23 protein-coding genes, 1 tRNA gene and 1 pseudogene are annotated in these 26,992 nt (G+C 63.3%); 16 read left to right on the top strand and 9 right to left on the bottom strand.

Features of this window, described 5'->3' with window-relative positions; translation table 11 throughout:
* Positions 1-69: 69 nt before the first annotated feature.
* Together KIT79_10335 and KIT79_10330 are read right to left on the bottom strand one after the other, a co-directional pair.
* Positions 70-1,044: a hypothetical protein gene (locus KIT79_10335; GenBank protein MCW5829696.1), complete on the bottom strand. Its 975-nt coding sequence runs from the start codon at positions 1,042-1,044 to the stop codon at positions 70-72.
* 159 nt (positions 1,045-1,203) lie between these two features.
* Complete coding sequence (locus KIT79_10330; GenBank protein MCW5829695.1) at positions 1,204-2,373, bottom strand: tetratricopeptide repeat protein; 1,170 nt, start codon at positions 2,371-2,373, stop codon at positions 1,204-1,206.
* On the opposite strand from KIT79_10330, the gene KIT79_10325 reads away from it, so the two are divergent.
* Complete coding sequence (locus KIT79_10325; protein MCW5829694.1) at positions 2,366-2,728, top strand: response regulator; 363 nt, start codon at positions 2,366-2,368, stop codon at positions 2,726-2,728. The two genes, KIT79_10330 and KIT79_10325, sit on opposite strands and share 8 nt — an antisense overlap.
* A 117-nt stretch (positions 2,729-2,845) precedes the next feature.
* Positions 2,846-3,565 (top strand): hypothetical protein, encoded by a 720-nt coding sequence (locus KIT79_10320; GenBank protein ID MCW5829693.1) that lies wholly within the window; start codon positions 2,846-2,848, stop codon positions 3,563-3,565.
* Positions 3,566-3,567: 2 nt separating this feature from the next.
* Here the strand turns inward: KIT79_10320 and KIT79_10315 are convergent, their stop codons facing one another.
* Both KIT79_10315 and KIT79_10310 read right to left on the bottom strand, forming a co-directional pair.
* Positions 3,568-4,608 carry an alpha/beta hydrolase family protein gene (locus tag KIT79_10315; protein MCW5829692.1) on the bottom strand — a complete coding sequence of 347 codons (1,041 nt, stop codon included), beginning with the start codon at positions 4,606-4,608 and terminating at the stop codon, positions 3,568-3,570.
* Positions 4,609-4,653: 45 nt separating this feature from the next.
* Positions 4,654-4,730: transfer RNA gene (locus tag KIT79_10310), tRNA-Ala, on the bottom strand.
* A gap of 169 nt (positions 4,731-4,899) precedes the next feature.
* Between KIT79_10310 and KIT79_10305 the strand changes: the two genes are divergently transcribed.
* The 7 genes from KIT79_10305 to KIT79_10275 are packed head-to-tail and all read left to right on the top strand — an operon-like array spanning position 4,900 to position 13,675.
* Complete coding sequence (locus KIT79_10305) at positions 4,900-5,892, top strand: BtrH N-terminal domain-containing protein (GenBank protein ID MCW5829691.1); 993 nt, start codon at positions 4,900-4,902, stop codon at positions 5,890-5,892.
* A 22-nt stretch (positions 5,893-5,914) separates the two neighbouring features.
* Entirely contained in the window at positions 5,915-7,123 is a 1,209-nt protein-coding gene (locus KIT79_10300) for an ABC transporter permease (GenBank protein MCW5829690.1), read from the top strand.
* Positions 7,124-7,143: 20 nt separating this feature from the next.
* Positions 7,144-8,349, top strand: a complete 1,206-nt coding sequence (locus tag KIT79_10295) for an ABC transporter permease (GenBank protein MCW5829689.1) — start codon at positions 7,144-7,146, stop codon at positions 8,347-8,349.
* A gap of 42 nt (positions 8,350-8,391) precedes the next feature.
* Positions 8,392-8,742: a hypothetical protein gene (locus KIT79_10290; protein MCW5829688.1), complete on the top strand. Its 351-nt coding sequence runs from the start codon at positions 8,392-8,394 to the stop codon at positions 8,740-8,742.
* Positions 8,743-8,754: 12 nt separating this feature from the next.
* Positions 8,755-9,225, top strand: coding sequence for a hypothetical protein (locus KIT79_10285; GenBank protein ID MCW5829687.1), 471 nt, complete (start codon positions 8,755-8,757; stop codon positions 9,223-9,225).
* 43 nt (positions 9,226-9,268) lie between these two features.
* Positions 9,269-10,396, top strand: a complete 1,128-nt coding sequence (locus KIT79_10280; protein ID MCW5829686.1) for a GGDEF domain-containing protein — start codon at positions 9,269-9,271, stop codon at positions 10,394-10,396.
* Between the two features lie 48 nt (positions 10,397-10,444).
* Positions 10,445-13,675 carry a cyclic nucleotide-binding domain-containing protein gene (locus KIT79_10275; GenBank protein MCW5829685.1) on the top strand — a complete coding sequence of 1,077 codons (3,231 nt, stop codon included), beginning with the start codon at positions 10,445-10,447 and terminating at the stop codon, positions 13,673-13,675.
* A gap of 1 nt (position 13,676) precedes the next feature.
* Here KIT79_10275 and KIT79_10270 read toward each other — a convergent pair whose 3' ends face one another.
* Positions 13,677-14,204 (bottom strand): AhpC/TSA family protein, encoded by a 528-nt coding sequence (locus tag KIT79_10270; GenBank protein MCW5829684.1) that lies wholly within the window; start codon positions 14,202-14,204, stop codon positions 13,677-13,679.
* Positions 14,205-14,217: 13 nt separating this feature from the next.
* Positions 14,218-15,039 (bottom strand): NAD(P)-dependent oxidoreductase, encoded by an 822-nt coding sequence (locus KIT79_10265; protein ID MCW5829683.1) that lies wholly within the window; start codon positions 15,037-15,039, stop codon positions 14,218-14,220.
* A gap of 221 nt (positions 15,040-15,260) precedes the next feature.
* Between KIT79_10265 and KIT79_10260 the strand changes: the two are divergent.
* From KIT79_10260 to KIT79_10240, 5 genes and pseudogenes are all read left to right on the top strand, one after another.
* Positions 15,261-15,680: pseudogene (locus KIT79_10260) on the top strand (FKBP-type peptidyl-prolyl cis-trans isomerase).
* A 45-nt stretch (positions 15,681-15,725) separates the two neighbouring features.
* The gene (locus tag KIT79_10255) at positions 15,726-16,151 is read left to right on the top strand and encodes an FKBP-type peptidyl-prolyl cis-trans isomerase (GenBank protein ID MCW5829682.1); all 426 of its coding nucleotides are present in this window, start codon (positions 15,726-15,728) and stop codon (positions 16,149-16,151) included.
* An 82-nt stretch (positions 16,152-16,233) separates the two neighbouring features.
* Complete coding sequence (locus KIT79_10250; protein ID MCW5829681.1) at positions 16,234-18,504, top strand: hypothetical protein; 2,271 nt, start codon at positions 16,234-16,236, stop codon at positions 18,502-18,504.
* 64 nt (positions 18,505-18,568) lie between these two features.
* Positions 18,569-19,378 (top strand): SDR family NAD(P)-dependent oxidoreductase, encoded by an 810-nt coding sequence (locus KIT79_10245; GenBank protein ID MCW5829680.1) that lies wholly within the window; start codon positions 18,569-18,571, stop codon positions 19,376-19,378.
* Between the two features lie 70 nt (positions 19,379-19,448).
* Positions 19,449-20,291, top strand: coding sequence for a 1-acyl-sn-glycerol-3-phosphate acyltransferase (locus KIT79_10240; GenBank protein ID MCW5829679.1), 843 nt, complete (start codon positions 19,449-19,451; stop codon positions 20,289-20,291).
* On the opposite strand, the gene KIT79_10235 is transcribed toward KIT79_10240, so the two are convergent.
* The 3 genes from KIT79_10235 to KIT79_10225 all read right to left on the bottom strand — a co-directional run bounded on the left by KIT79_10235 (position 20,292) and on the right by KIT79_10225 (position 24,020).
* The gene (locus tag KIT79_10235) at positions 20,292-23,114 is read right to left on the bottom strand and encodes an EAL domain-containing protein (GenBank protein ID MCW5829678.1); all 2,823 of its coding nucleotides are present in this window, start codon (positions 23,112-23,114) and stop codon (positions 20,292-20,294) included.
* 136 nt (positions 23,115-23,250) lie between these two features.
* On the bottom strand, positions 23,251-23,769 hold the full coding sequence (locus tag KIT79_10230) for a 3-dehydroquinate dehydratase (protein MCW5829677.1): 519 nt from the start codon (positions 23,767-23,769) through the stop codon (positions 23,251-23,253).
* Between the two features lie 2 nt (positions 23,770-23,771).
* Entirely contained in the window at positions 23,772-24,020 is a 249-nt protein-coding gene (locus KIT79_10225) for a hypothetical protein (GenBank protein MCW5829676.1), read from the bottom strand.
* A 198-nt stretch (positions 24,021-24,218) separates the two neighbouring features.
* On the opposite strand from KIT79_10225, the gene KIT79_10220 reads away from it, so the two are divergent.
* The gene (locus KIT79_10220) at positions 24,219-25,163 is read left to right on the top strand and encodes a zinc dependent phospholipase C family protein (GenBank protein ID MCW5829675.1); all 945 of its coding nucleotides are present in this window, start codon (positions 24,219-24,221) and stop codon (positions 25,161-25,163) included.
* A 120-nt stretch (positions 25,164-25,283) separates the two neighbouring features.
* A complete protein-coding gene (locus KIT79_10215; protein MCW5829674.1) occupies positions 25,284-26,822 on the top strand; it encodes a Do family serine endopeptidase in 1,539 nt (512 codons plus the stop codon).
* Positions 26,823-26,992: the final 170 nt, after the last annotated feature.

The following is a 26,992-nucleotide window of genomic DNA, read 5'->3' as shown; positions in this document are numbered from 1 at the left end:
CCCCAGTCTAGTCCTGCTGGCGGGCCAAGGTCATCTGGATTCGGGTGGCCGTTTCCAGGCCCCGGAATATCACTGCATCTGATCCAGGTATTCGGCGAGCCCGTAACCCACCTCGTCGCCAAGGCGGTATTCGGTCATCCCCTCGGTGATGCGCGTGACCATGCCCTCGCGCCGGTTCCTCAAAGGGAGCATGCTAAGGACTTTCCCGGTGATCTCCCTGGGGCCGGCGGTGGTCTGGGCCCTCAGCGTGAACGCCTTGATGATCTTCTCCGGGCCGTCATCGTCCCAGATCTCCTCGGCGGTGAAATCGGTGACGGTAAAGGCTTCGGTCTCACCCCGGTAGAACTTTCCGTAGCGGTGGACCGAGCCGTCGGGAAAGCAGATCACCGTGATCATGCCACCGAACGTGGGGCTGAAGTCGATGGTGTACCAGCGGTACCATTTCGGCCCCTGCCAGTATCGCGGCCCCCAGGAGTGGTCGCGCAGGCCAACACCCTCCAGGCTGATGGTCTTTCCGTCAAAGGAGAGTGTCCCGGTGACGGCGCAGTGCTGTTCGTAGTGTTCCTTGTAGAAATCCATCTTCGCCGCCGCCGTGTCCTCGCGCTCGGACCGCTGGATCGGGCTCCAGCCCTTCACGTCGAGGACAAGTTCGGCGGGGATGCGCTCCGACTGCGACAATGCCTTCTTCGGGTCCACCATCTCCATCGGCTGGGTGAGCCGGTGCAGCTTGCCGGAGAAGGTGATTCGCTGGTGGCGCCAGGGGGTGATCGTCTCGAACTTCATGCCGCTGGCGTCATAGGCCCGGTTGGTGGCGATCTTCGGCCGGTCGAACCGGAACAGGACATGGCCGTTGGGGAGATAGATCGTGCAGGTCATCTCCGCGTAGCCCTCGTTCACGCGGTTGCCGATCCGGAACCAGCCGCCAGTCTTCTCACGGCGGTCGTAGAAGTTGAAATACATCGACTCGTTGTAGTTGGACTCCGGCCCCGGTTCGTGGGTGGTGTCGTCCTCGGGCTTGTACTGTTCGGGCACGAATGCAGCCATGATCCTTTTGTCCCCCGCTGTCAGAAGATTAAGCGCAAGACTGACGCGGGCGTCAGCCTAACGCGACGGCGATGACGAAGGCCAGCAAAAAAAAGCGACGAAAACCGGCAGGGAAAACTGACGCGGGAAAGCTGCTGGAAAAGCCTGAAGGGGAAAAGGTCAGCCCGAGCCGCTGCCGCCCGTGACCTCCCGGAACTTGTCCAGGAGCCGCTGGGCCCGCTCCAGGTATTTCTGGGCGCGGTCGTGGGCGGGGTCCATGAGGAGGACGAGGTTCCAGCGTTCGATGGCCCGGTCGAGCTGTTCGTTCCGGTAGAAATTGACGCCCTCGCGGAACAAGTCTTCGGTTGTCTTGCCGATCTTCGCGATCGCCTGCTGGCGGCCTTTCTGGGCGGCCTCATTGTTGGGATCCAGGTCGAGCGCCTTGTTGAACCGCTCCAGCGCCTTGGCGTTCTCGCCTCTGGCGAGATAGCCCTGCCCCTCGCTGAGGCGAACGGCGGTGATCTGATCGAACGATGCGGCGGCCGGTTCAGCCGGCGCCGGGGCGGCTGCCGTCTTGCCGGCGGGAGTCCTGGCGGCGGACTTCTTCGGACTGACCTTCGCCGCCTCGGCGTAGAGTTCGGTGATCCGGTTCTTGTAGTTCTGCGCCTGCGGGTGGGCGGGCCAGGTGCGTAGCACCCGGTTGAAGACGGCGAGCGCCTTCTGGTACTCGCGCTTGCGGTAGAGTGCGATACCCTCTTCCATGGATTTCGAATACTGCGCGGCGATCTGGGTCTCGACCTCGTTCAGGCGGGTGCCCACCTCATCGTGGAACGGGTCGAGCCGTTCCAGCTTGAGGAGCGTCGTGTGGGCTTCGGTGTAGTTCTTCTTTTCGATCTGGGTGTTCAGCACTGTAAAGAGGCCGCGGCGGCGGCTATCCAGCTCGGCGTTCAGGCTGGCAACGGTTTCAGCGAGGTCCGAACGGCGGGGGTCGAGCTTGAGCGCCTCGCGGTAGAGGCGGATCGATTCGGCGAGCCGCCCCTTGGAGGCGAGATCCTTCGCCTGGGTGACACGGCTGCCGACCTCGCGGGCGAGCATCGTCTCGGCGCGCTGGGTCCGCCCGGCGGCATCGGCATAACCGGGATTTTCCTTGAGGAATACGATCGCCTCGTAGAGACGGCCGTCGGAGATGAGGTCGTCGGGGTTCACCGGCGGCGCCGAGGGCTGGGTCCGGGGCGCGCAGGCGGTGGCCAGCATGATCACGAGGACGGCCAGAATGCGCGCCGCTTGCAGGCGTAATTCTGCATGGTAGCCTGTGCTTAAACGGAACGGGCTGGGAGTTGCCGTGCGCAAACGGATCCTCATTGCGGAAGATTTCGAAACCCTCTCGAAACTCATTCGGAACTCTCTCAGGTCGCTTGACGCCGATTTCATCGAGGCGTCAGATGGCCAAGAGGCGATCAGCAAGGCCGGTTCGGAGCATCCCGACCTCATCATCATGGATGTGGGCATGCCCAAAATCAACGGCTACGACGCCACGCGGGCGATCAAGTCCAGTCCTGAAACGCGGCACATCCCGGTCCTGATCCTGACGGCCACTGGGGACCAGAAGGAAGCCCAGCGGGCGGGTGCGGACGACTTCCTTGCCAAGCCCTATAGCCCGAGCGACCTGAAGGCGCGGGTTTCGAAGCTGATGGGCCTTTCCTGAAGCATCCTGGCACCGCCCGTCATGGTGCCGTTTCAGAATGAGCGTCGTTCAGATGCCTCCGGCAATCACTGGTAGAAAGGCTTTCCCCCGGACGGTCCGGCACCCCATAATACGGGCATGGGGTCTTCAGCCGTGCTCAGGGGAATCGCCGCATCTTCAGCCTGCCTGCTGCTGTTCGCAACCGGCTGTGCGAAGTCGATTGACCATTCGCTCATTCCCGAACAGCAGCCGAACTTCCAGGAAAACCTCGCCAAGGGGAAGATCTACACCTCTGCCCTTCCGATCGGTGGCACGCCCTCGCGGCTCGGCAAGGTGATCGGCGTTGTCGATGCGCCGGTTGACGATGTCTGGAAGGTAGTCGTCGATTACGGATCGTACAAGCATTTCATGCCGCTCATCTGGGAGAGCGATCTCATCGGTTCGGAGGGGAACAAGGCCGATGCGCGGCTCCAGTTCCAGATCAAGCCCATTCCGGTGATCTACTGGTGCATCCTCCGTTACAACCACAATCCGGGGATCTACCACATCGACTGGCAGCAGGTGGAGGGCGACATCAAGAACACCTATGGCAGCTACGATCTGGCGCCGTTTCCGGATGCCAATGGCAACCGCACCAAACTCACCTACCAGCTCTATTTCGAGATCGGCAATCCGCTGCTCGACACCGGCGCCGACTGGCTGACCGAGACGGTGCTCCCGGCCGTGATCACCCGCATCCGGGACCGCGTGAAGGAGGCCAATCCGCCGATGATGGAGCTGCCAGCCTACGCGCGTCCGCAGATGGTCGACACCCAGAAGCAGATCGAAGACGCCATGCGGGATGTCGAGCTGAGATAATCCTACAGTTTTCCCGCCGCCCTCGCTGGCAGGCGGTCCAGGCGGCGGCGCAGGTCCGGCAAGAGGCCGGGCAGGCGGATGAGCGAGGTCAGGTGTCCGCCGGGGATCCACACCTCCTGCACACCGGGCCAGCGGTCGAGTTGCCGACGCATGGAGTCGGCCCGGACAAACACGTCATCCCTGGCGGCGACGACGATGATCCGCTCGTGGGGGATCACCGGCATGACGCGGGTAAAGCCCACCAGTTCGATCAGTTCACCGAGTTTCTGCGTCGAGATGCCGAAGGAGGCCATCTCTTTTCTCACCTCGTCGAGGATGGGCGCCTTGTCGATCACGTCGGTCAGGTCGAGATGTCCGATGATCGGCACGGCCCAGGAGATCCGTGACTCGGTGCAGGCCGTGAGTTTCGTGACCATCGCCCCGAGACTGATGCCGGTGACGCCCACCTCGTCATAAATGCCCAGGTTCAGCACATGCTGGATGACCGTCCGGGTATCCATGACCGACTGCCGGATCGCTTCAAAGGTCAGCATCAGGTCGGCCGTGACGAACATCGCCCCGTCGTAGCGCGATTCGCGGATCTGGCGTTCGCCGTGATGCGGCAACTGGAAATGGTAGAGGTCAGCGTCGAGGCCGCGGCACATGAGCGGCCCCACCAGCACGTCTTCCAGGATGGAGCCGGGTTCCATCCAGCCGTGGACATGGACAATGGCCCGCCGGGGACTGAAACCGCGGCGCGACACCTTGCGGGCCTTGAACGTGTGCAGCGGTCCGTGATGCCTGCGGTAGTCGCCGAGGGTTTCCTCGACGAGCGGCAGATGGTCGCTTTCAAAAAAGAGCGTCTGGTAGTCAAAGCCGGCGATTGAGCGGGTGTGCCCGGTTCGCACGGCCGGTTCCGGGCGCGGAGCCGGGAAGAGTTCCTCACGGTTCCGGTTCAGGTACCGGTCTATCCAGTGGAGGGTGTTCGTCTTCCGGCTGAGGGTTTTCTGCTGCGCCGCAGTGATGATTCCGACGAAATTGTCGAAGCCCGTGTGGAAGTTCATGGGCAAAGTGTATCTGAGGGGCTGGCCAGAAACATAATCAGAGGATGGTGGAGCTGATCGGGATCGAACCGACGACCTCCACAATGCCATTGTGGCGCTCTCCCAAACTGAGCTACAGCCCCATCGTTAACGCGGGAGAACCGGGAGGAACCTTTGAACAGGTGCCTCCGGCCGGGGCGCAAGATGAAATAGTGCGTCCCGTCTGTCAAGAGCGGGCAGCCGGCGCAAAGCGTTTCGTATTGGGAAGCCCCGTCAAGGGCCGCTAGACTGCCTCCGGAGGCCGGAAAACCGTTGCGGAAAGTCATCGGGAACTACGTTCATCACCCTGGCAACCACTGCGGTTCGACGGCGCTGTCCAACGTCTGCCGGTTCTGGGGCCTCAAACTGTCCGAACCGTTTTGTCTCGGACTCGGCGCGGGCCTTGCGTTCCGGTATGTGGTGCTGCCCGGCATGAGCCCCTCACGGGCATTTTTCCCCCGAAATCACTCGCTTGAGCAGGACTTCCTCCGGCGTTCCGGGGCGAAATGGAAGCTGCGTGTTTGCACCGACGGCGATCCGTGGAAACCGGTGCGTGACGAACTGGACCATGGGCATCCGGTGATCGTGAACTGCGATATCTTCGATCTTGGCTATTTCCAGTCGAAGACCCACTTCAACGCCCACAAGATCGTGGTGTTCGGTTACGACGAGGAAAAACAGTCGGCCGTGATCAGCGATTCGGAGTTCGACGAGGTACAGGAGGAACCGCTCGAATCGCTCGCCCGCGCCCGTGGTTCCAGGGCGCAGCCGTCGATGGGTGCCGGAAGCCCGTGGTTCGAGATCGCCTTTCCGGATCCGCCGCCGGACTGGAGCGGCCCCGTGCGCGAGGCGGTGCGGGCGCAGGCGGAGATGCTCCTGGACCCCAGGCATCCGGACAGCCTGGCGGCCATGGAGCGGGCTGCGGCAGATCTTCCGGGGTGGGCGGCGATCCCGGACCTTTCGTGGTCGGCCCGTTTCGCCTACCAGATTATCGAAAAGCGCGGGACTGGCGGCGGAGCATTCCGGAAGATGTATGCGGATTTCCTTGAGGAGGCCGGGTGTCTGGTGCCGGAACTGGCGGGGCTTTCCGCAGAGATGAGTGAAGTCGCGGCCCAGTGGACCCGGCTGTCCGGGGTGTTCAAGACTGTCTCCGCGCTGGAAGGCGCCAGTCCGGAAGCGCTCCTTGCCGAGGCGGCGGGAATGCTCCGGTCGATTCACGAGAGCGAGGCCCGCATTTTTGAAACCGCCCGCCAGCGGCTTGGGTAGGCGGGGGAGAGCCGGACCGGAAGTGGACGTATTCGAATCCTTCTCGATGGCTACCCAGTCCCTGTCTGCGAACAAGGGGCGGTCGCTGCTCAACATGCTTGGCATCATCGTTGGCGTGATGAGCGTTATCCTGCTCATCTCCATCGGTGAAGGCGCCCGCCAGTTCGTCATCAACGAGTTTTCGGGCGTCGGAACCAATCTCATCATCGTGACGCCGGGCAAGTTTGAGACCCGGGGCGGCCCGCCGATCATCGCCTCCACGCCGGAGCAGCTAACCATCGAGGATTCCGACATGCTGATGCGCGTCCCGTCCCTGAGCGGCGTGACGCCGATCGTGATCGGCGCCGTCGAGGTCAAATACGGCAACCGGTCGCGCAACCTGTTCGTGATCGGGGCCAACGAGCACTGGCCGGCAGTCAGGGATTTCGGTCCGTCCGTGGGGCGGTTCTTCAACAAGGCGGAGTCGGACTCCGGAAGAAATTTCGTCCTGCTCGGCCAGACGGCCGCTCGCGAGCTGTTCGGCCGGCGCAATCCCCTGGGCGAGCACGTCAAGGTGGGCGACGTGAAGTTCCGGGTAATCGGCCTGATGGAGCCCAAGGGCGAGCACATGGGTTTCGACATGGACGATCTGGTGCTGGTACCGGTGCGGGCGGCGATGCGGATTTTCCAGACCGACAAGATCATGTCGATCCAGGCGAGCGCACGGTCCAGTTCGGCGGCCGCTATTGACCGGGCGGCGGCCGATATCCGGCGGGTGCTGATGGAACGCCATGACGGCAAGGAAGACTTCACGATCGATACCCAGAAGGACATGATCGACCGGCTGGACGAGATTACCCGCTACCTCACCTACGTCCTGTTCGGCATCGCCTCGATATCCCTGCTGGTGGGCGGAGTCGGGATCATGAACATCATGCTCGTTTCGGTGAAGCGCCGGACACTGGAGATCGGGCTTCGCAAGGCAGTGGGAGCCTCACGCCGGGATATTCTCATGCAGTTCCTGGTCGAATCGATGACCGTTTCGGCCGTGGGCGGCCTGATCGGACTGGCAGGCGCCGCGCTGGTGGTGGGTGCGTTCTTCCTGTACATACCGGGGCTTCCCGTTCAGGTCAGCGTCTGGAACGTGACGCTGGCGATGGGCTTCACGGGGGCCATCGGAGTTATCGCCGGGGTTTATCCGGCCTGGTCGGCGGCGGCGAAAGACCCCGTTGAAGCCCTGAGATACGAATAGCGGACGGAGTATCGCGGACGGTGGACATTTTCGAGAGCGTGAACATGGCGACCGATTCGATCACGTCGAACCGGCTCCGGTCAGGACTCAACATGCTCGGCGTCATTATTGGCGTCACCAGCGTCCTGTGGCTCGTCTCCCTCGGCGACGGGGCGCGGATCTTTGTCCAGGAGAAGTTCGCCAACCTGGGGACGAACCTGATCATCATTTCTCCGGGTAAGCGCGAGACAACCGGCGGGCCTCCGGTGACAGGGCTTGCGCCGGAAAAGCTGACCCTTGAGGATTCGTGGGCGCTCACCCAGCGGACCCGTTCGGTGATCAAGTCCACGCCGATCATCTTTTCGTCAACCGACGTCAAAGTGGAAAACCGGGGCCGGACGACACGGATCGTCGGCGCGAGCGAGGACTATCCCGACATCCGCGATTTTTATGTGGCGCAGGGCCGGTTTTTCACGAAGGAGGAGGTGGATGCCGGCCGGAACTACGTGGCGATCGGCTACAAGCTGGCCCAGGAACTGTTCGGCACCGGGCAGGTGCTCGGACAGTTCATCAAGATCGGAGAGACCAAGTTCCGGGTGATCGGAATCATGCAGCCCAAGGGAACATCCCTCGGATTCGACATGGACGAGATCGCACTTATTCCAGTCGGTGCGGCGATGACCGTCTTCAAGACCGATTCGGTCACGCAGATATTTGCCAAGGCGGCGTCCAAGGAGATGATGCCCACGGCGATCGAGGATATCCGCCGGGTGCTCATGGACCGGCACCGCAACAAGGAGGATTTCACGATCACGACGCAGGATGCGATCCTGGGCGCAATGGATCGCGTGATGAAGGTGCTCACCTACCTGCTGGCGGGAGTCGCTTCGATCTCGCTCATCGTCGGCGGCATCGGGATCATGAACATCATGCTGGTGTCAGTCACCGAGCGGACCCGGGAGATCGGCGTCCGGAAGGCGGTCGGTGCATCCCGGCGCGATATCATGATCCAGTTCGTGATCGAAGCCGCCACCATCAGCGGCGTGGGCGGACTGATCGGCGTTATGGTGGGTGGCATCGGTATAGGCATTCTCGCGCTGGCAGCACCTGCATTTCCGGCGACCATGTCGGCGGGCCATGTGGCGCTTGCGCTCGGATTTTCCATCGCCGTCGGCCTCATATCGGGCGTCTATCCGGCGAGGGAGGCCGCATCGCTCGATCCGATCGAGGCACTGCGGTACGAGTAGGACTGCTGTTACTGCTTCTGCAGCATGTGATATAAGGACGCCATGACGGGAACCTGCTCGTGGAGTGTGATGGGTGCCGCATTCGCTGCCGGCCTCGTGGCGGCGACGGCGGGTTACTGGATATTCCGGCACCGGCTGGCCGAGGCGGTGATCAACCGCAAGCTCGACCGGGCGCGGCGGCTTTACACGGAAGGCGATTCCGACGGTGCAGCCCGTGAGCTGAAGGAAGTGTCGAACCTCGCCATCCCGCAGGAACTCCTCGCCCGGGTTACGGTGCGGCAGGTGAGCGCCATCTACCGGGAGACCGGGCTCGAGGCCCGGGTGCAGCAGTTCATAGGGCTGTTCGAGCCGCTGGACGAAGACGGAAGACCCCTGAACCGGAAAAAACGCTGAGAGGCGGGTCCCATGAACGACAGGCATCGTCCCGGAAGCCCCATCCCGGCAATGCAGCCGAATGTCGAGATCATCCTCTGGGGAGCAATCCTCTCCAGCATGCTTCTTTTTGCCGTAGTGGGCTGGTTTGTGGTCAGCCAGGGACTGGCGGGTACGGAAGTCCGGCTGGCTCCCGCGGTGCAGTCAACGCTCAACGTGTCAGCCCTTGTGCTCTGGCTGCTGGCGCTGGCCCTTCCGCGTTATCTCAAGTCACCCGAGAAGGTCAGGGCCCTGCACCAGACTCCGGAGGAGCAGGTGAAGACAGGCAAAATGGTGCTTGCCGTCAGCTGGGGGCTTGGCGAGGCCGGGGTTCTCATGGGGTTTGTCATGATGATTCTTGCCGGGAACTTCCCCCTGTTCCTTCCCTATCTCGGTGCCGGGGTTCTGGTGCATGTGCTCAACTTCCCGCGCCTGCACCGGTACGGCGGGGATACGCAGAAATAGCTGGAGCCCTGCACCGGAACCGGTTACAGTTTCTCCAAACCGAATGGTCCCGACTGGCGAAATCGTCCCGGAGGGGGACGACCTACCCTCCACGTTCGATGACTACTCCCGCCGAGTGGCGCAGGAGCGGTTCCGCATTTTTTCGGCCATCGGTGGCGTTGGCTACCTGTTCATCGCACTGACCGGGCGATTCCTTTATCCTGAAATCCCGTCTGCGGGGCACGACAAGGCAACCCTGTACCGGATTGCGATATCGGCCTGCTTCTTCCTGCTCGCCTGGCGGGCCAGCACCGTTCCGCTGGGACAGTTCCAGTCCCGGCGCTGGGGACTGGTGATGATGCTGCTGATGCTGCTTGGCTATGACCGCTGGATCTACATCACGAGCGGCGTCATGGGAGCCGCAGCCGGGCACACGGCGGCCGTCTTCCTCGGCTGGATGATCATGATGCCGGGCGGCGCCCGCGACAATTTTCTCTACTTTGCGGCCATGCTTTGCGCCAATCTCATACCGCAGATCTTCTGGCCAAACCCGTTTACAGTGTACCAGATTCTGCAGGCGAACGAGCCGATGCCGGTCCTTTTCGGGCTGGCCGTTGCCGGCATGCATGTTCTCGAACTCCATCGCCACCGGGAATACGACGCGCAAAAGCAGATCCTTGACCAGAATGAGATCCTCAAGCGTTCGGCGCACTATGATCCCCTGACAGGGGCCGGGAACCGGCGCTACTTCAGCGAGCGGTTGGAGGAGCAGTTCCGCCTCGCCGGACGGCACCGGCAGCCGCTCAGCCTGATCATGCTGGACCTGGACCACTTCAAGCGGGTCAATGACGAATTCGGCCACCGGACGGGGGACGAAATCCTGAAAGGGGTATCGCAGGTGATCCGTCCACTCCTCCGGACGGGCGATGTGTTCGCCCGGTACGGCGGCGAGGAGTTTGTCATCCTGCTTCCCTCAACTGACATCACTGGCGGCCGCCGCCTCGCCGAGCGTCTCCGCAGGGCTGTCGAGGAGACGGTCTTCAGCCAGAACGGCCTTGAACTGCGCCAGACCATCAGCCTCGGGGTCGCCCAGCATACGGGTGAGCACAACGATCCGGAGGCACTTCTGGAACTGGCCGATCAGGGACTCTACCGGGCCAAGAACGCGGGCAGGAACCGGGTCGGGGAATAGGACGCCGGTCATTGGCGACCCGTGGCAAACCTCCTAGCCTGAACCCTCGTGAACCAGCACCCGCCGGGTACGCATTCCGGCCTGACTGAAAGGCTCAACATCCGGCCGGGAGAACTCCCCCGGACACTATTGCTGTTCCTGTACCTGTTTCTGGTCGGAGTGATTTTCACGGCCGGCAGGACCGCCCGGGACGCCCTTTTCCTCGACACCTACCCGACGCGATGGCTCCCGTGGATGTCGGTGGCCTATGCCGCAGTATCAGCGGCAGTGGTGCCGCTTTACGCCGCGGTGGCGGACCGGTACCGCCGGGACCGTCTCAATGCCGGATTCGCGCTCGCCGTCGCGGGCGTATACGGGCTGGCCTGGGCGCTGATCGAACTGATCGGGTTCCGTCCGGCGGTGGCGGGACTGTACGTGTTCGTGGAGATCAGCTCGAATCTCCTGCTTGTGCAGTTCTGGACCCTGTCGGGCGACTTGCACGACCCCAGGGAAGCCAAACGGCTGTTTGGCGTGATTGGCAGCGGGCGGATGATCGGGACCGTCTTCTGTGGTCTCGCGGTCGGAGCCGTGGTCGGCATGACCGGCACGAGCGCCATCCTGCTTATCATCGCCGGACTGCTGGTGCTCACCGCCTGGACCATCACCGTGACCGGCCGGCGGTTTGTCCGGGCCGCACCGGCCACGCGGGTGAGTGGAGCAGCCCCGGCAGCAGCCCTCTGGCGATCGGCCTATGTCGGATGGATCGTGGCGCTGTTCATCGTCACCTACACGGTCGCCACCATCGGCGATTACCAGTTCAAGGTGATCGCACGGGAGCACTATACGGGCGAGAAGCTGGCCGCCTACTTCGCCCTCTTTAACGGGGCCACTGGCGCGCTGGCGTTCGTGTTCCAGTTTTTTGTCTCGTCCCGGCTGCTGGCGGCGTTCGGCATGGCGGCGGGCCTGATCGTGATGCCGGTCCTCATGGGGGCGGGGAACCTCTGGCTGTGGCTCACGGCAGGGAGCCTTGCGGCGGCGACCGCCATCAAGTTCAGCGACAATGCATTCCAGTTCACGATCAACGATTCGGCGATCCAGCTTCTGTACTATCCGTTCGGTCCGCAGGTGAAGGCCCGGCTGAAATCGCTGATCGAGGGCGTCGTGAAGCCGGTGGGCTACGGCGTGGGCGGGCTCCTCGTGGCCGCGATCGGCGTGGGTCTTGGCCCGGTCCGGCTCGCCTGGGTGGCCCTGCCACTCATCGCCCTGTGGATCGTGACGGTGGCGGTCCTCCGGAAGCGGTATCTCGATTCGCTGGTCCAGTCGCTCGCCCGGCGGCGGCTGGAAACCGGGGAGATTCATCTGGCAGCGACACCCGAGATCATCCGCGAGCTGACGGCGAGCATCAGGACCGGAAACGATTTCCAGGCCGGCTTCGCCCTGGACGAACTGAGGGAAATCGCGCCGGCGCAGGCGGGCCCTGTGCTGGAATCCCTGCTGGGCGATCCCGCCCGGAGAGGATTCGCCCTTCGCCGGATACAGGGGGCTGATGTCCCGCCAGCAAGGGTCGAACCGTTTCTGGATGACCCCGATCCAGAAGTCCGCCTTGCGGCCATCGCGGCCTATGGTGCCTTGCGGAGCGAGGAGGCAATCGAGCGGTTTGGCCGCATCTTTCTGAAAGGCGATCCCGGTGAAATCGATGCCGCCGTGGTTTCCCTGATCCGGAATGCCGGACTGGAGGGAGTCCTGGCCTCGGCCGACCACATCCGGCGGCTGCTGTCGGGAGGCGACAACGAGAGAATCCGGGCTGCCCGGATCATCGGCGAATCGGAGGTGAAGGCCTTCGGCCGTTCGTTGCTCGGACTGATGGATGACGCATCCACCGTCGTCCGCCGGGAGGCTTTCGCTGCCGCCGGAAAACTCGCCAATCCGAGACTGCTTCCCCGCCTTATCGACGCGCTGGGGGATTTCCACCTGCGTTCGGTCGCTGCCGGGGCAATCGAACGGTATGGCGAGGCGGCGATGGACGGACTGGGCGGAGCACTGCAGGATAACAGCCTCCCGGTCGACACGCGGCTCCGGATACCGCAGCTCATCCGCCGGATTGACCGGCCGGGCGCCGCCGAAATCCTGTGGAATGTTGCAGGTACACCGGACGAGAGTCTCCGCACCCAAGTGCTCCACCATGTCGCGCGTCTTCGTGAAAGATGGAAACTCCCGGTGGCGCGGGCCGAGATCAACCGTCTTCTGTCTCTGGAGGGTGAAACGGCCTGCCGCTGGCTGTCCCGCATGCAGTATCTGGAGGATGGTGACAGGCTCCTGTCGGAAGCGGTCGAGCAGCGGATCCGCTTCTGCTGGCGGCGGGTATTCTCCCTGCTCAGGCTGAAATATCCTTATGAATCGATATCGAGGATACGGTACGGGATCGAGAGCGGCGACCGCATCCGTGCCGGCACGGCCATTGAGGCACTCGACAACCTGCTCGATCAGGACGACCGGAGCTGGATCGTTCCGCTGATTGATCCCCAGTCGCGCGGTGAAGCATACGAGGCGCTTCGGGACAGGTATCCCCGGTTTGCCGAGGATGAGGCGGCGGCACGCCGGTTCCTGACGGGCGGCAGCGATCCATATCTGGCGGCTGTCTGGGTACGTTCCCTGCCCCGTGCGGCGCAGTCAGGGTTGCCGGCAGATGACAGTTTCCTGTCGCCGCTTGTCATCGAAGAACTCTATTTTGCCGCTGCCGGTGACGGCAGTTCGGCCGGTTCCCTGCTGGAGGCCGCCCGGAAATGGCGCGTCCGGCGGGTGATCGAGCACGATCAGTCCCGCAGCCTGCCTGGAGGTCCATACCGCATGCTTACCACTCTTGAACGGGTCCTGTTCCTGAAGGGCGTATCGCTGTTCCAGCAGGTCGCCGGAGATGATCTCGTCGGCCTGGCAGAGGCGGCCCATGCCGTCACCTACGAGGCGGGCCAGACCGTATTCGAGGCGGGCGATCCCGGCGATGCGCTGTACCTCATTGTACACGGCAAGGTCCGGGTCTATCTGGGCGGGAACGACCTCGCCGAGCTCGGTCCCGGCGAGTGCTTCGGCGAGATGGCGATCCTGGACAATGCCATGCGCTCGGCATCCGTGGCGGCCACCGAACCGCTGCTCGCGCTTCGCATCACGCAGGAGGATTTTTTCGAGATCCTCGTCGACCGGCCCGAGATTTCCCGCGGGGTTTTTGCCGTTCTCACGGCACGGCTCCGCAAGTCCGACGAGCGGATACGGGAACTGATCGCTTCCCGGCAGGGAACAGGCTGACTCAGCCCATCCACTTTTCGACGGTTTCGAACGGGATGTGGTCGGAGATTTTCTCCCCGTAGAACACCGCCTGGATCACCCCATCAGGCCCGATCAGGAAATCGCCGGGGATCCGGGTCCGGGTTCCCTCGGAGTAGGTGCTCATGAAGCCTTCTTTTGCGGCACGGGCGAGGTGCGGCAGGTTGCCGGGCGAGAGATATGCGCCAAGGCCCGACTCCAGCCCGTATATCCTGTAGAGCTTTTCCTCCGGGTCGCTGATGAGCGGGAAGGGCGGGGCCTGCTTGCCCACATACCCGGAGATCGACTCCTTCGGCGACTGGAACACGGCCAGCACCTGTACGCCTTTCGACGTGAACTCGTCATGACGCCTGATGATGTCATGAACCCGCAGGTTGCAGAGCGGGCAGGACGCATAGCGGAAGAACGCGAGCCAGACCCTCTTGCCGGCGTAGTCCGACAGCTTCAGTGTGGTTCCGTTCCACACATCGGCTGTGAAGTCGGGGGCCCTGGTGCCGGGCTTGAGGCGCATGGGTAATCCCCTTTCAGTCGATGAAGAAATCCGGCATCAGCTTCGCGCCCGGTGTGACGGAGTATTTCTCCAGGTCGGTGATTCCGGCGGAGGCGAGCACTTCATCGTCAATGAAGAACTTGCCCGTGCATTCGCGGCTGGGCCGGTTGAAGATGATGTAGGCGGCGTCGGCCATGATCTCCGGCTTGCGCGAGCTTTTCATCATCATCTCGCCGCCCGGCATGTTGCCGATGGCGGCCGTGGCGATGGCCGTCCGGGGCCACAGGGCGTTGAACGCGATGCCGTCAGACCGGAACTCGCCTGCCATGCCAAGCACGCACTCGCTCATGCCAAACTTGGCCATCGTATAGGCCACGTGCGGACGGAACCACTTTTCTTCCATGTTGAGCGGGGGAGCGAGGTTGAGGACGTGGGGGTTGTTGCCTTTCTTCAGGAAGGGGATGCACTTCTGCGAACAAAGGAACGTGCCACGCAGGTTGATCTGGTGCATGAGGTCGAATTTTTTCATCGGCGTCTGGAGCGTGCCGGTCAGGCTGATCGCGCTGGCATTGTTGACGAGGATATCAATGCCGCCGAAGGTTTCGGCCGTCTTTTTCACGGCCGCCTCGACTTCTTCCTCGTTCCGCACGTCCACAACGAGCGGCAGCGCCTTGCCACCGGCTGCCTCGATCTCCTTGGCAGCCGTGTAGATCGTCCCGGCCAGCTTGGGGTGCGGCTCGGTGGTTTTGGCCGCAACGGCCACGTTGGCTCCGTCCCTGGCCGCCCTGACGGCGATGGCGAGCCCGATGCCGCGGCTTGCACCCGTTATGAACAGCGTTTTCCCCTTGAGGCTCATGGTGGTTTCCTTCCGGTCGAGCCCGTCTTTGGTGGTGACGGTGCCCGCAGCCGTCACTCCCTTATCCGTTTTGACGCGGGAAGGCGAGAGGGGGGGGCTTCTTGCAATCGCCCGTTCCGGCCACCTACTGATTCCGGCGTCCGTTGATGAAATCCACACCGGTTTGATGGTGGCGTGCCTTTGCAACCAAACGCATGCCGCCTGAGAGGAAAAGACCCCACATGCGCAGGATTCTGGTTCGTTCGATTGCTGTCATCGGTTCACTGGCCCTCATGGCTGCCTGCTCCGACGGTTTCGAGACCCGTCCGAGCGGCCTCAAGATAAAGATCGCAAAGCCCGGAACGGGCGACCGCGTGGCCGAAAAGGGCGATCAGGTGTCGGTTCACTACACCGGCTGGCTCTGGGTTGGCGGGAAGAAGGGCGACCAGTTCGATACGTCCCGTGACCGGGGGCAGCCGCTCCAGTTCACCGTCGGCACCGGGCGGGTGATCAAGGGATGGGATGAGGGGATTGCCGGGATGAAGGTGGGGGAGCAGCGTCTTCTCATCATCCCGCCGGATATCGCCTACGGACCGCAGGGCCGGCCCAAGATACCGGCCAACTCGACCCTGTTCTTCGAGACCGAGCTGGTGGCGGTGAAAAACCAGGAAGAAGTGAAAAAGGAACGCGAGGCGGCCCGCCAGCGGATGATGGAAGAACGGGCAGCCAAGCTCGCGGCCAATGCCAAGCCCATCACGATGGATGAAAAGGAAAAGTCCAAATGGACGGTCGAGGAAAGCGGTCTTTTCTGGCAGACCGTGAAGAAGGGTTCCGGCGCGGAGGCGCAACTGGGCCAGAAGGTGTCGGTCCACTATACCGGCAGGATCTGGGAAAACGGGCAGCTTGGTGACAAGTTCGACTCCTCCCTGGACCGCGGCCAGCCGTTCGAGTTCCAGCTCGGGCAGGGCCAGGTTATCCAGGGCTGGGACATGGGCGTGAAGGGGATGAAGGTGGGCGAAAAGCGCCTGCTGCTTATCCCGGCGGGGCTCGCCTACGGCGAACGGGCGATGGGCCCCAAGATCAAGGCCTACTCAAACCTCCATTTCGAGGTCGAGCTGCTCGGCGTCCAGTAAGCGGTCCCATTGCCCTTGATTGCGCCCGTCCGGGAGTATTACTTCCCCCGGCCGGTAGTCCTTCAGCATCCAAAGGGGCCCCATGAACACCAGCGATCCGATCACCCGCCGCAATACCGGTGCCGCGCTTGTCCGTGAGATCATCGATCCTCGCATCCGCCTTGAGGAAACTCCGTCACTGTCCCCGTCCCTGGTGACGGAACTCACGGCTCGCGCCAAGAGGGCGCGCCTTACGGCGGTCGATTGCGTGGCCCGCGTGGGCGAGGACCACCTGGGCGGCGCGCTGGAGATCATCGACCCGCTGGAACTGGTCCTCTCGGTGATGGACCGCTCCCGCGGAGACGACTTCTTCATCGCCCAGGGCCACGTGGCGGCGGGCTATTTCGCCGCGCTCTCCCAGCATGGCTACATCACGCCGGAAGACGTCATCAACGGTTTCCGAACCTCGGAGCCCATCGGCGGCCATGTGACGCCGATTGCAGGCGGGAGCATGAACACGGGCCGCCTTGGGAACGATGCAGGCGGCGTCGGGATGGCGCTGTGGAACCAGGGAGCGGGCCGGGACGGAGTAACCTACGTTTTCACGAGCGATGGCTCCATGCAGGAGGGGTCGGCGATGGAGGCGCTGGAGATCGCGGCAAACCGCCGCGCCCCGTGCGTGTTCATCCCGGCGCTGAATGCCATGCAGCTTTCCGGCACCACGCAGTCGGTGGACCCGTGCGGCAATCCTGCCGCCAAGGCGAGGGCGGCCGGTGTGCAGGTGATCGAAACGGTTTCACTGCACGATTTCGAGGGGTTCTACCGTGCGCTCCGCGAGGCGGCACTCCTGTGCCGCAAGGGCGAGGGGCCGGTTTTCATCTACCCGGCCGGTGAGACGAAACCGGCAAGGCAGGTCCTGGAAAATCCGTCGAAGTGGGGGTTCTCGCCGGACGAGGAACTGTGGGTCCCCGGTTCGATCATGGGGCGCGGTATCCGCGCCTGGGAAGACGGGATCATCGCCACGATCAACGCCGAGCGGAAGGGCAAACCGCTGGAGAAGCCGGTCAATCACCATGACGGCAATCTCAAGAAGGAAAACGTGCAGGCGATCCGGGCCGCGCTGGCGCTGACATCCGGGGAAGAGGCGCTCTCCGCGCCGCCTGCCCGGAAAGTGACGTTCCGCGCCCGCCCGGCACCGTCGTCGGCCACGAACTACGAGTTCGACTGGCCGGAGACATTCCCGCCGTCGGCGAGCGAACTGCTGGTGAAGGGAGATCACGGGGCCGACTGGGTATCGCCGCGAAAGGGCGTGAATGTGGCACTGAAAGCGCTCGCCGCAAAAAACGCGGAGCACATGGCCGCGGTTGACATGGACCTTGGCGGCTCGACCCAGCTCGGCGTGCTGGAAAAGCCGCTCGGCAGGCGATTCATCCAGGCCGGCATCCGCGAGCGCGGGGCATTCCTCGCGGCGGCGGGGTATATCTACGAAGGACTCACGCAGCTTGCCAATGGCGGAGGCAAGGGCAAGCTGCCCACCGTGGCGGCCTCGACGTTCGCTGCCTTCATCCAGGGCGTGGGGCGCGAGGGACTTGAGTTCGCCGACTACCAGCAGGACATTTCCGGCCACGACGAGCCGGGCCTGACCGTCGGCGTTCCGGTGAAGGTGATCTCCAGCCACAACGGCCTCAATCCCGGCAAGGACGGCATCACGGCCCATGCCCTTCACGGGATTGATCTGGCGTTCGAGCTGCCGCGACTGCGGCGTGCGTTCGTTCCGGCCGATGCCAACCATGCTGTCCATGTGATTCGCGAGATGTACCGGCTCAACGACTTCGCCCTGTATATCGGTCCGCGGGATGTGGTCCCGACGGTTTCCAGGCAGGGGAAACCCGGCGAGCCGCTTTTTGGTCCCGGCTGGAAGTTCGAGCCGGTGACGCTGGTGCGGTCGTCGCCGAAGGCGAAGACGGCAATAGTGGTCACGGGCCCGGTTCTCTACCGTGCGCTGATGGCCCGCGAGGCGCTGGAAAAGAAGAAACAGCCGGTGGATGTCTACTTCGTCGGGCAGGTGAAGCCGTTCCCCATCTCCAGAATCGTGAAGATCCTCCAGTCGTACGACTCGGTGGTGACGGTGGAGGACGGATTTGTGGGCGGCAGCGATTCGGCAAGGGGGCTGGCGGGCCTTGTGGCTGGCTGCCTTGCCCAGAACGCGGCGAAAATCCTTTCGGGGCGCAAGGGGAAGAAGAAACTCCCCGGCCTTGGGAAGACCGGTAGTCCCCACGGCCAGACCATGAGCGAGAGCCCGCTCGTGATCTACGACCGGTACGGCCTCGCTGTGGCCGATATCGTCAAGGCCGCCCAGCGGGCACTGAGATAGCAGGCCGTATATCCCTGCTTACTGCGGCGTACCCGCACTATCCCGTGTTTCAGGAGTTCCTGTCATGCCCAAGCTCAACCTGTCCGGCCTGCATGTCGTTGTCACCGGTGCGTCGTCCGGAATAGGCGAGGCAGTGGCACGTGAACTGGCCCGAGCCGGAGCCAAGCTCTCGCTGGTGGCACGCCGGAAGGAGCGGCTGGAGGCACTCGCCGCCGAGGCCCGGAACCTGGGGGCTCCCTCGGCGTCCGTGTTCCCGGCGGATCTTTCCAGGGCGGGGACGGCCGGGCCCCTCGGCACCGGAATTGAGCAGGCCGCCGGAGCGGTTGATATTCTCGTTAATAATGCCGGGATTTCGGGCGGGGTTTCGACCTTTGCCGACGCGAACCCGAAAGATCTCCGCGACGCGATCGAGGTGAACTTCGCCGCGCCGGTGGAACTGGCCCGCGCCGTTCTGCCGGGAATGATCTCCCGCCGCAAGGGGGTGATCGTGTCGGTTTCATCGGGCTTTGCGTTCGTGGCCGTGCCGGGATCGGCGATCTACTGCGCGACCAAGCGGGCGCTGTCGATGCTGGACGACGTGCTTCGCGCCGAAACCCACGGGACGGGGGTCGGGATTCTCAGCGTTTATCCCGGTCCGGTTGATACGGACATGCTTCGCGGTACGGCGAAAGCCCTGGGTTCCGACGGCCTGCCGCCAGTGCCAACCGGAACCCCGGTGGAACTGGCCCGCAAGCTCCGCGAGGCGCTCGAAAAGGGCCGGGATTCGCTCCATTATCCGGCGGTTTATGGAGTCGCACCCCTTCTGGGTCCGGCCGCCGGGCCGGTGCTCCGCCGGCTGGGACCGCAAGCGGTGAAAATCCTCAAGCGGAACTAAATTTCACGGGTTACCCGGCCAGAACTGGACAAAAATCGGAAAAACTGTCCAGAATGGCTCCCCGGTAGCCGTGGTCAGCATTTCCGCCATTATTCGCACATTCTGCCTGTGGGTTTACCTTGCCCTGTGGACGCCCGTATGCGTGACGGCGGCAGTCATTCTCAGCATGCTGGACAGGCTCGGGTGGTCGCCGTCGATGACCTATTTCGGTGACTTTCCGACGCGGCACTGGAGCCGGGGGCTGCTCTGGGCGGGCAACACGACCTTCGAGCGCATCGGTCACCTGCCGGAGAAAGCCTCGCCCTTCATCATCATGTCGAACCACCGCTCGCATCTGGACGGCCCGGCGCTGCTCGTCACACTGAAACCGGTCAGCTTCCGGTTCCTGGTGAAATGGGAACTGGCCTACGTGCCATTCATCGGCGCGGGTTTCTGGGCCATCGGGATGGTGTTCGTGAAGCGCGGCAACCGGGAGTCGGCCCGGAAATCCATTGATAACGTGGTGAAACGGGTCGCCCGCGGCGGGAACGTGGTCGTGTTCCCGGAGGGGACGCGGAGCCGCGGTCTGGACGGAAGCGAGATGCTCCACTTCAAGAAGGGTGGCTTCATCATGGCCCAGAAAGGCGGGGTTCCGATCCTGCCGGTGGGCATTGCGGGGTCGGCTGAAATCTACGGACACGGGTGGTTCGCCCGGCAGTGGAAGGGACACATCGTCATCAACGTGGGCAAACCGATCGAAACCACGGGTTATAGCGAAGACCAGATCGATGCCCTGGCTGACTGCGTGCGTGCGGAAATCGGGCGGCTCCGGGCTGAGGCCCACGTCGTGTGGGAGCAGCGGGCGAAGGAGCTGGGACTCGCGGTGCCGGCGCTCTCCGGCAGCTCCGCCGCTGCCGTCAAGACAGCGGCCTGACTATTCCTCCAGCCGCTTGCGCGTGGTGGAGCTGACCTCGACCGTAGGCCGTCCCTGACGCCGGGCAAGCAGCTTTTCAGCTTCAATGGCGCTGAGGGGCCGGTAGTAGTAGAACCCCTGGATCGCGTCGCACCCGCATTCGGCAAGCGCCAGAAGTTGTTCCTCGGTCTCCACCCCTTCGGCCACCACGTCCATCCTGAGATTATGCGCGAGGTCAATCATGGCGCGGACGATCTCGATGTCCGACTCGGTCTCGCCGATCTTCTGGACGAAACTCTTGTCGATCTTCATCGTGTTGAAGGGAAAGCGGTTGAGATAGCTCAGCGACGAGTAGCCGGTCCCGAAGTCGTCCATGCAGAGCGTGATGCCCAGCTCCTTCAGCCGGGTCAGCGTGAGCGCGGCCGAATCGGCATCGTGCATCAGCACGCTCTCGGTAATCTCCATTCGCAGGCTCCTGCGGTCGAGCCGGGTTTCCCGAAGCACATCGTCGATCCGCTGCACAAGGTCGGGCTGCGTAAACTGGATCCCTGAAAGGTTCACGCTCACGGACATGGGCCACTGCTCGGGGTATCGGACATACCAGATCTGCATCTGGCGGCAGGCTTCCTGGAGAACCCACTGTCCGACGGCGTTGATCTGGCCGGTCTCCTCGGCAAGCGAGATGAACTCCGCTGGTGCCAGGAGGCCGCGAACGGGATGGCGCCAGCGGACCAGGGCCTCGAACCCCGCCACCCGGCTGTCCCGGGTCTGGACGATCGGCTGGTATTCGAGGATGAGTTCCCCGCGCTGGACCGCTCGGCGGAGGTCCGATTCCAGCTCGAACCGGGTGAGCGCCACGCGCCGCATGTCAGCGTCGAACAGTTCATGGCGGCCGGTGCCGGACCGCTTGGCGCGGCGAAGGGCCGTGTCGGCATCCCGCAGCATCACCTCGGGCGTTTCGGCCTTGCCGTCGTACAGGGCGATGCCGATGCTGCCGGTGATGAACAGCTCCCGGCCATACAGCTTGAACGGGTTTTTCAGTTCCTCGAGGATCTGGTCGGCCACCCGTGCCACGCGGCCGTGTTCGGTCAGGTCTTCGAGGAGAATCGTGAATTCGTCTCCGCCCAGGCGGGCGACGGAATTGCCTTTCCCGACGCGTTGCTGGAGACGTGCGGCGACCATGAACAGGAGCTGGTCACCCACCTGACGGCCGAGAGTCTCGTTGACGTTGTTGAACCGGTTGAGGCCCAGGAGCAGGAGCGCGAACGGCGGCCGGTCCGGCTGCGATGCCCTCTCGAACGCCCGGTGAAGCCGGTCCATAAACAGCGTCCGGTTGGGGAGCCCGGTGAGCGGATCCAGCAGGCTCCGTTCGGTGATGTCGGTTTGCGATCCGGCCATCCGGCGGGCGTTGCCGCGCTCATCCCGCACCGCTAGCCCGCGGGCCAGCATCCAACGGTAGTCGCCGTCCTTGTGGAGAGCCCGGTATTCACATTCGAACTGGGGCGTATGGCCTTCAAGGTGGGCCGTAATCCTCAGTTTCACGCTTTCGCGTTCGTCGGGGTGGATGCGGTTCAGCCAGTCGTCCGGGGTGGAGCCGATCTCGTGATCCTCGAAGCCGAGCATCGCCTTCCAGCGGTCGGAGTAAAAAACCTCGTCGCGTTCGATGTCCCAGTCCCAGATGCCGTCGGCCGCGCCCCGGATGGCGAGTGCATATCGTTCCTCGCTCCGGCGCAGGGCTTCCTCGATCTGTTTTCGGCTGGTGATATCCTCCGAGATGGTCACAAGGCCCACGGGCTCTCCGTCCGCATCGCTGATGACGTCTGAGACCAGATGCACGGGGAACTGTGAACCGTTCTTCCGCACGTTCACGCTTTCCCGGCGTAGCGTTCTGGCACGACGGAGTTCCTCCTTCGTCATCGGCCGTGCGGAAACGGGCGGGGCGAGGATACGAACGGGCTGGCCCAGCAGTTCCTCCGGGCGGTAGCCGTGCATCTCCGCCTCGGCCCTGTTGGTGTAGGCGATCTTGCCGTCGAGATCGGTGATGGTGATGCCGACCTGGGCGGTGGCGATGGCCTTTTCGAGCTGGGCAAGTTGTCCATGCGACTCGCGGAGTTCGGCATAGGCGGCGGCAAGCTGCTCTTCCCGGTCGCGGAGTTCGGCGTAAGCCGCCTGCAGCCGGTCCTCACGGGTCCGCCACTTGGATAGGATATGGAAAAAAAGCGAGACACATAGCACGGCGACGAACAGCGCCGGAGAGGCCACCCGTGACAGCCACCAGCCGGTCAGATGCTGGTCGAGTACGACCGGGCCGCGGAACAGCGGCGCATAGGGAATAAAGCCCGCCTGGGACGCGATGGTGGTTCCGGCCCCGATGACGAGGGCGGATGCCGTGGCGCCGGCAATGGGTTTCCAGTTGAAGACAAGCCCGCCGCCCACGAGCGCCGCCACGAACGCGAAGCCGACCGGACTCGTATACAGGCCGATGGCGTAGGCGAGATAGGAAATCGAGAGAGAGAACACCTGAACGGTGGTGTGCACAAGCCAGTTCATGGGCTCGCGTACTTTTCTCAGCACCAGACCCGCCGTCAGGACACCAAAGTTCAGCGCGACACTCAGCGTGACCATCCAGAGGAATACCGGCAGATAGACGGGATCAACGAATGGCGCGGAATCCGGAACCTTCAGCGCGTGCCAGGCCGAGGCAACGATGGAGAGATTGACCGGCAGCATGAGCGCTGCGACCAGCAGGCATTTTTGAGCATCTGACCACGGATACGGGTCATCGAATTTCTCGATGATCGGCCTGAGGCGCGAGCCATTGGAATGGGGGGAGCGCAGGTTCAAGCAGTACCGGTTCCCTTGAGGTTGATGGGCGCAGTATAGGCTGAATTAGGGTGCTGGTGCAGGGACTGGAAGGATTTGTTTTACGGCGAAAGTGCCGCCTGGCGCATCCGGCGGCCTGAACCCGCTTCAGAATGAGTCATTTGGGGCGGGTCTTGAGGTGTGCAAGCAACCGGTCGAGGGCTTCCGGATAGGAACCGGGGCCGAGGCCCTTCACCTGGGCCACGGCGATGTCGGTGAAAAAAGAGCGGCGGCGGAAGGGTTCCCGCTTTTCGGGGTCGGAAAGATGAACCTCAACAAACGGTGTTCCGACCGCAAGCAGTGCATCGCGGAGCGCCACCGACGTGTGGGTATAGCCGCCCGGATTGAACAGAATGCCGTCCACTGCAGGACCGGATTTCTGAATCCGGTCGATCAGCGCACCTTCATGGTTCGACTGGAAGTGGGAGACCCTCACGCCCATCTTTTTCCCCTTGGCCACCAGGCGGGCGATTATCTCCGCCAGCGTGAGGTTTCCGTAAATACCGGGTTCCCGTTTTCCAAGGAGGTTCAGGTTAGGGCCGCTGAGAACCAGTACGCGAAGGCCGCCAGGGGGACTTTTGCGGCCGCGCGATGAGGCGGTTTTTTCCCGGCCCGTGGTGTGCCTGGCAACCGGCATTGTCAGCGTCTCCCGGCCAGTGCCGGGAACCGGCCCCGGAGCCGCGTGAGCCAGCGTTCCAGTTCGGCTGCTGCGGCGGGTACAGGTTTCGGTTCGGCGCGGGCCCGGTCGCGGGCCTTCTGGAAGCGGGCGAGGACGGTTTCATCCAGGGGGTCGCGGGCCAGAAGTTGCGCCCAGATGGAGGCGGCCTTGTGCCATTGGCCCTGTTTTTCGCACATTTCGGCCAGGGTGGGTGAGGCGAGTTCGGACATGGAAACCGGGCTCCAGCCGTCCCGGGTGGCTGGTCCTCAAAACCCCGGGCGGTCATCCCACCGGTTACGCGAGGTAGCGGGTTTTTTCAATCCGGGCGGCGGGCACCTTGATAAAGGTCAGAGCATGGACAGACTAAATAAAGCAGCATTCAGGGGTAAGGTGAGCGGATTTTCATCCGCAAGAGGGAGCAGAATTCATTGAACAGCGGTTATAGGCAGCATCAGGAGGCGAGGGGCCAGTTGTCGAAGGGATATTCGCGGCTATGGGCTGTCGCGGCTGGTATCGCCGCCGCTGTTTTCCTCTTCCCGGCCGATGCGTTCGCCTGGGGTGGCGGGGCGCATGTCTACTACGGCCAGTCGGTTCTGGACCAGATTGGATTCGTTTACGCTTCGATACGGCCGGTCCTGGAACGCAATCCGCTTGCCTTCATCTATGGGACGGTTGGCGCCGACATATGCGTCTGGAAGCGCACGAAGAAGTGGGACAAGCATGTGCACAACTGGGATGTTGCCTTCCCTCTGGTGGAGCGTGCCCGGACCGACGTGCAGCGCGCATTCGCGTGGGGCTACCTCGCGCATCTGGCCGCCGATACCGTCGCGCACAACTACTTCGTTCCCACCCAGCTCGTGAAGGCGTGGAACCAGCCCAATGCGTCACATCCATACTGGGAGATGCGTTTCGATGCGCCGCTTCTCGAAAGACTGGGCCCGCTGGCGCTCAAGGCCCACGACCAGCATTACCGCGAGGTCGATCCCTGGCTGGAGAGCATCATCGAGACGCCGGTGCTCCCGTTCTCGGCGAACAAGTCCCTGTTTCGCGGGATGCTGATTGCCAACACGCATCCGAAGTTCATCCAGTGGGTGCAACGGCAGGACCGTGTATCGGCCAGACAGCCCGACCGGGAGATGGCCGAGCGCGCACGGCATCTGGCGCTCAAGGCGACCCGCGATTTCTTCCGCAACCCCGACCGTGCCCCGGCGCTGAAGAACGACCCGACAGGCAAGGACAACCTTGCGGCGGCTACCGGCTACCGGATTGCGCTGAAGCGGGACGGCCGGCTGCCCGCCGGCGCTCCTGGTGTGGACGGCCGGGACATGCTGGGTGTCGAGCGGGAGTTTGCCGCGACACTGGCCGGATGGTGACCGGCACGGACAGTGCGTATCTTGAGGTTGATCCCCCGGGCGGGATGATTAGAGTGACTGGCAGCGGAACGTGCTTTGGCCGCGGTCCGCGCCTTTTCTGTTCATGTGAGGAATGACCCCATGCGGAGAATCTTGCAACTGGCTGGTATTATTGGCGTGTTTGCGGCCGGGATGGTCTTTTCCCCCGCGATCTTCAGCCGCTCTGACAGGCCGGATGTCCCGGCCGGGGCAGAACGCCCGGCTGAAATCCAGAGCGCTTCGGCACAGCAGCGCCGCGGCTCGCCTGCCGCTCCGGCACAGGCCCCCCAGGTGCCGCCGTCCATAGCCGCGGGGCTGCCGTCACTGGCGCCACTGGTGAAATCGGTGGGCCCGTCGGTGGTGAACCTGAAGGTCCAGACCAAGATTCGCCGGGCACAGGTGGGCCAGCGGCAGCGTCCGCGAACCCCGTTCGACGAGTTCTTCGGGCCGGGTTTCATGGACCGGTTCATGGAGCAGATGCCCAGCGAGATTCCCCGTGACAGTCTCGGGACCGGATTCATCATTGACCCGTCGGGACTGATCCTGACGAACAATCATGTGGTCGAGAATGCCGAGGATATCACCGTCGTGCTCCGGGACCGCCGGGAGTTCCATGCGAAGATCATCGGCCGTGACCCCAAGATCGACGTGGCCCTGATCCAGGCAGAAGGCGCTGACGGTCTGCCGATGGTTGATCTCGGGGATTCGGACCAGATCGAGCCGGGCGACTGGGTGGTTGCCATCGGCAACCCGTTCGGTCTCGCCAACACGGTGACGCTCGGCATCGTGTCGGCCAAGGGCCGCGAGATCGGCATGAGCAACTATGACGATTTCATCCAGACCGATACAGCCATCAATCCGGGCAATTCCGGAGGGCCGTTGATCTCGCTCGACGGCCGGGTGGTCGGTGTCAATACGGCGATCAATGCCGCCGCGCAGGGGATCGGTTTCGCCATCCCCATCAACATCGTCAAGGATCTTCTCCCGCAACTGAAAGAGGGCCGGGTTCGCCGTGCCTGGCTCGGCGTGTTCATCCAGGCGATGGACAAGGATCTGGCCGAGGTGCTGGGGCTTCCGGAACCCAAGGGGGCGCTTGTTTCCCAGGTGGTGAAGGACTCGCCCGCCGACAAGGCCGGCATCAAGGACAAGGACGTGATCCTCAAGTTCAATAATCAGCCGGTGGAAAAACAGAGTGATCTGCCGCGGGTGGTTGCCCATTCGCCCATGGGCCAGAAGATGCCGGTCGAGGTGCTTCGTGACGGGAAGGTCCGTACGGTGGATGTGGTCCTGACGGAACTGAAGGATGATGGCTCGGTGGAAATGGGTGCTGGAGCCGATCAGGGCCCGGCCCCCACGGATGTTATCGGCATCGAGGTGCAGAACCTCACACCCGAGCTCCGTTCCCGTGCGGGTGTCGGACCGGATGTGGAGGGCGTGATCGTCACTTCCGTGAAGCCGGGCAGTGCAGCTTTCCAGGCCGGGATTCGTCCAGGTGATGTGGTTGTCGATGCAGGAAACCGGACTATCCGTAGCAGCAAGGATCTTGTGGATGCGGTCAAGGATGCCCGCCCGTCGGGCCGGATCATGGTGCGCCTGCTCCGGCAGGGACAGCCACGTTTGCTGGTGATCCGGCTGAAATAAGCCAGAATACCGGTTGTAATTGATGGTGATTTGGCGCAGCACGGCTTCGGTGCGGCGCGTCATCCGGAATTTTCCTATGGATGTGAACTTTACCGGGTGGAAATGACACGGGCCGTGGTTAGTCTAAGCTGTACGTAGCCGGGAAGGGCCGGGCTATGTCGTGGAGAAAC

The sequence above is a fragment of the Deltaproteobacteria bacterium genome (assembly GCA_026129095.1).
Lineage (GTDB): Bacteria > JAGRBM01 > JAGRBM01 > JAGRBM01 > JAHCIT01 > JAHCIT01.
This window is presented reverse-complemented; position numbering and strand designations above follow the sequence as displayed.

What these genes read in the sequence shown, in the direction of transcription:
- KIT79_10335 (MCW5829696.1), bottom strand. Translation starts at nt 1,044, where the DNA reads ATGGCTGCATTCGTGCCCGAACAGTACAAGCCCGAGGACGACACCACC.
- KIT79_10320 (MCW5829693.1), top strand. Translation starts at nt 2,846, where the DNA reads ATGGGGTCTTCAGCCGTGCTCAGGGGAATCGCCGCATCTTCAGCCTGC.
- KIT79_10315 (MCW5829692.1), bottom strand. Translation starts at nt 4,608, where the DNA reads ATGAACTTCCACACGGGCTTCGACAATTTCGTCGGAATCATCACTGCG.
- KIT79_10290 (MCW5829688.1), top strand. Translation starts at nt 8,392, where the DNA reads ATGACGGGAACCTGCTCGTGGAGTGTGATGGGTGCCGCATTCGCTGCC.
- KIT79_10285 (MCW5829687.1), top strand. Translation starts at nt 8,755, where the DNA reads ATGAACGACAGGCATCGTCCCGGAAGCCCCATCCCGGCAATGCAGCCG.
- KIT79_10280 (MCW5829686.1), top strand. Translation starts at nt 9,269, where the DNA reads ATGGTCCCGACTGGCGAAATCGTCCCGGAGGGGGACGACCTACCCTCC.
- KIT79_10270 (MCW5829684.1), bottom strand. Translation starts at nt 14,204, where the DNA reads ATGCGCCTCAAGCCCGGCACCAGGGCCCCCGACTTCACAGCCGATGTG.
- KIT79_10265 (MCW5829683.1), bottom strand. Translation starts at nt 15,039, where the DNA reads ATGAGCCTCAAGGGGAAAACGCTGTTCATAACGGGTGCAAGCCGCGGC.
- KIT79_10255 (MCW5829682.1), top strand. Translation starts at nt 15,726, where the DNA reads ATGATGGAAGAACGGGCAGCCAAGCTCGCGGCCAATGCCAAGCCCATC.
- KIT79_10250 (MCW5829681.1), top strand. Translation starts at nt 16,234, where the DNA reads ATGAACACCAGCGATCCGATCACCCGCCGCAATACCGGTGCCGCGCTT.
- KIT79_10245 (MCW5829680.1), top strand. Translation starts at nt 18,569, where the DNA reads ATGCCCAAGCTCAACCTGTCCGGCCTGCATGTCGTTGTCACCGGTGCG.
- KIT79_10230 (MCW5829677.1), bottom strand. Translation starts at nt 23,769, where the DNA reads ATGCCGGTTGCCAGGCACACCACGGGCCGGGAAAAAACCGCCTCATCG.
- KIT79_10225 (MCW5829676.1), bottom strand. Translation starts at nt 24,020, where the DNA reads ATGTCCGAACTCGCCTCACCCACCCTGGCCGAAATGTGCGAAAAACAG.
- KIT79_10215 (MCW5829674.1), top strand. Translation starts at nt 25,284, where the DNA reads ATGCGGAGAATCTTGCAACTGGCTGGTATTATTGGCGTGTTTGCGGCC.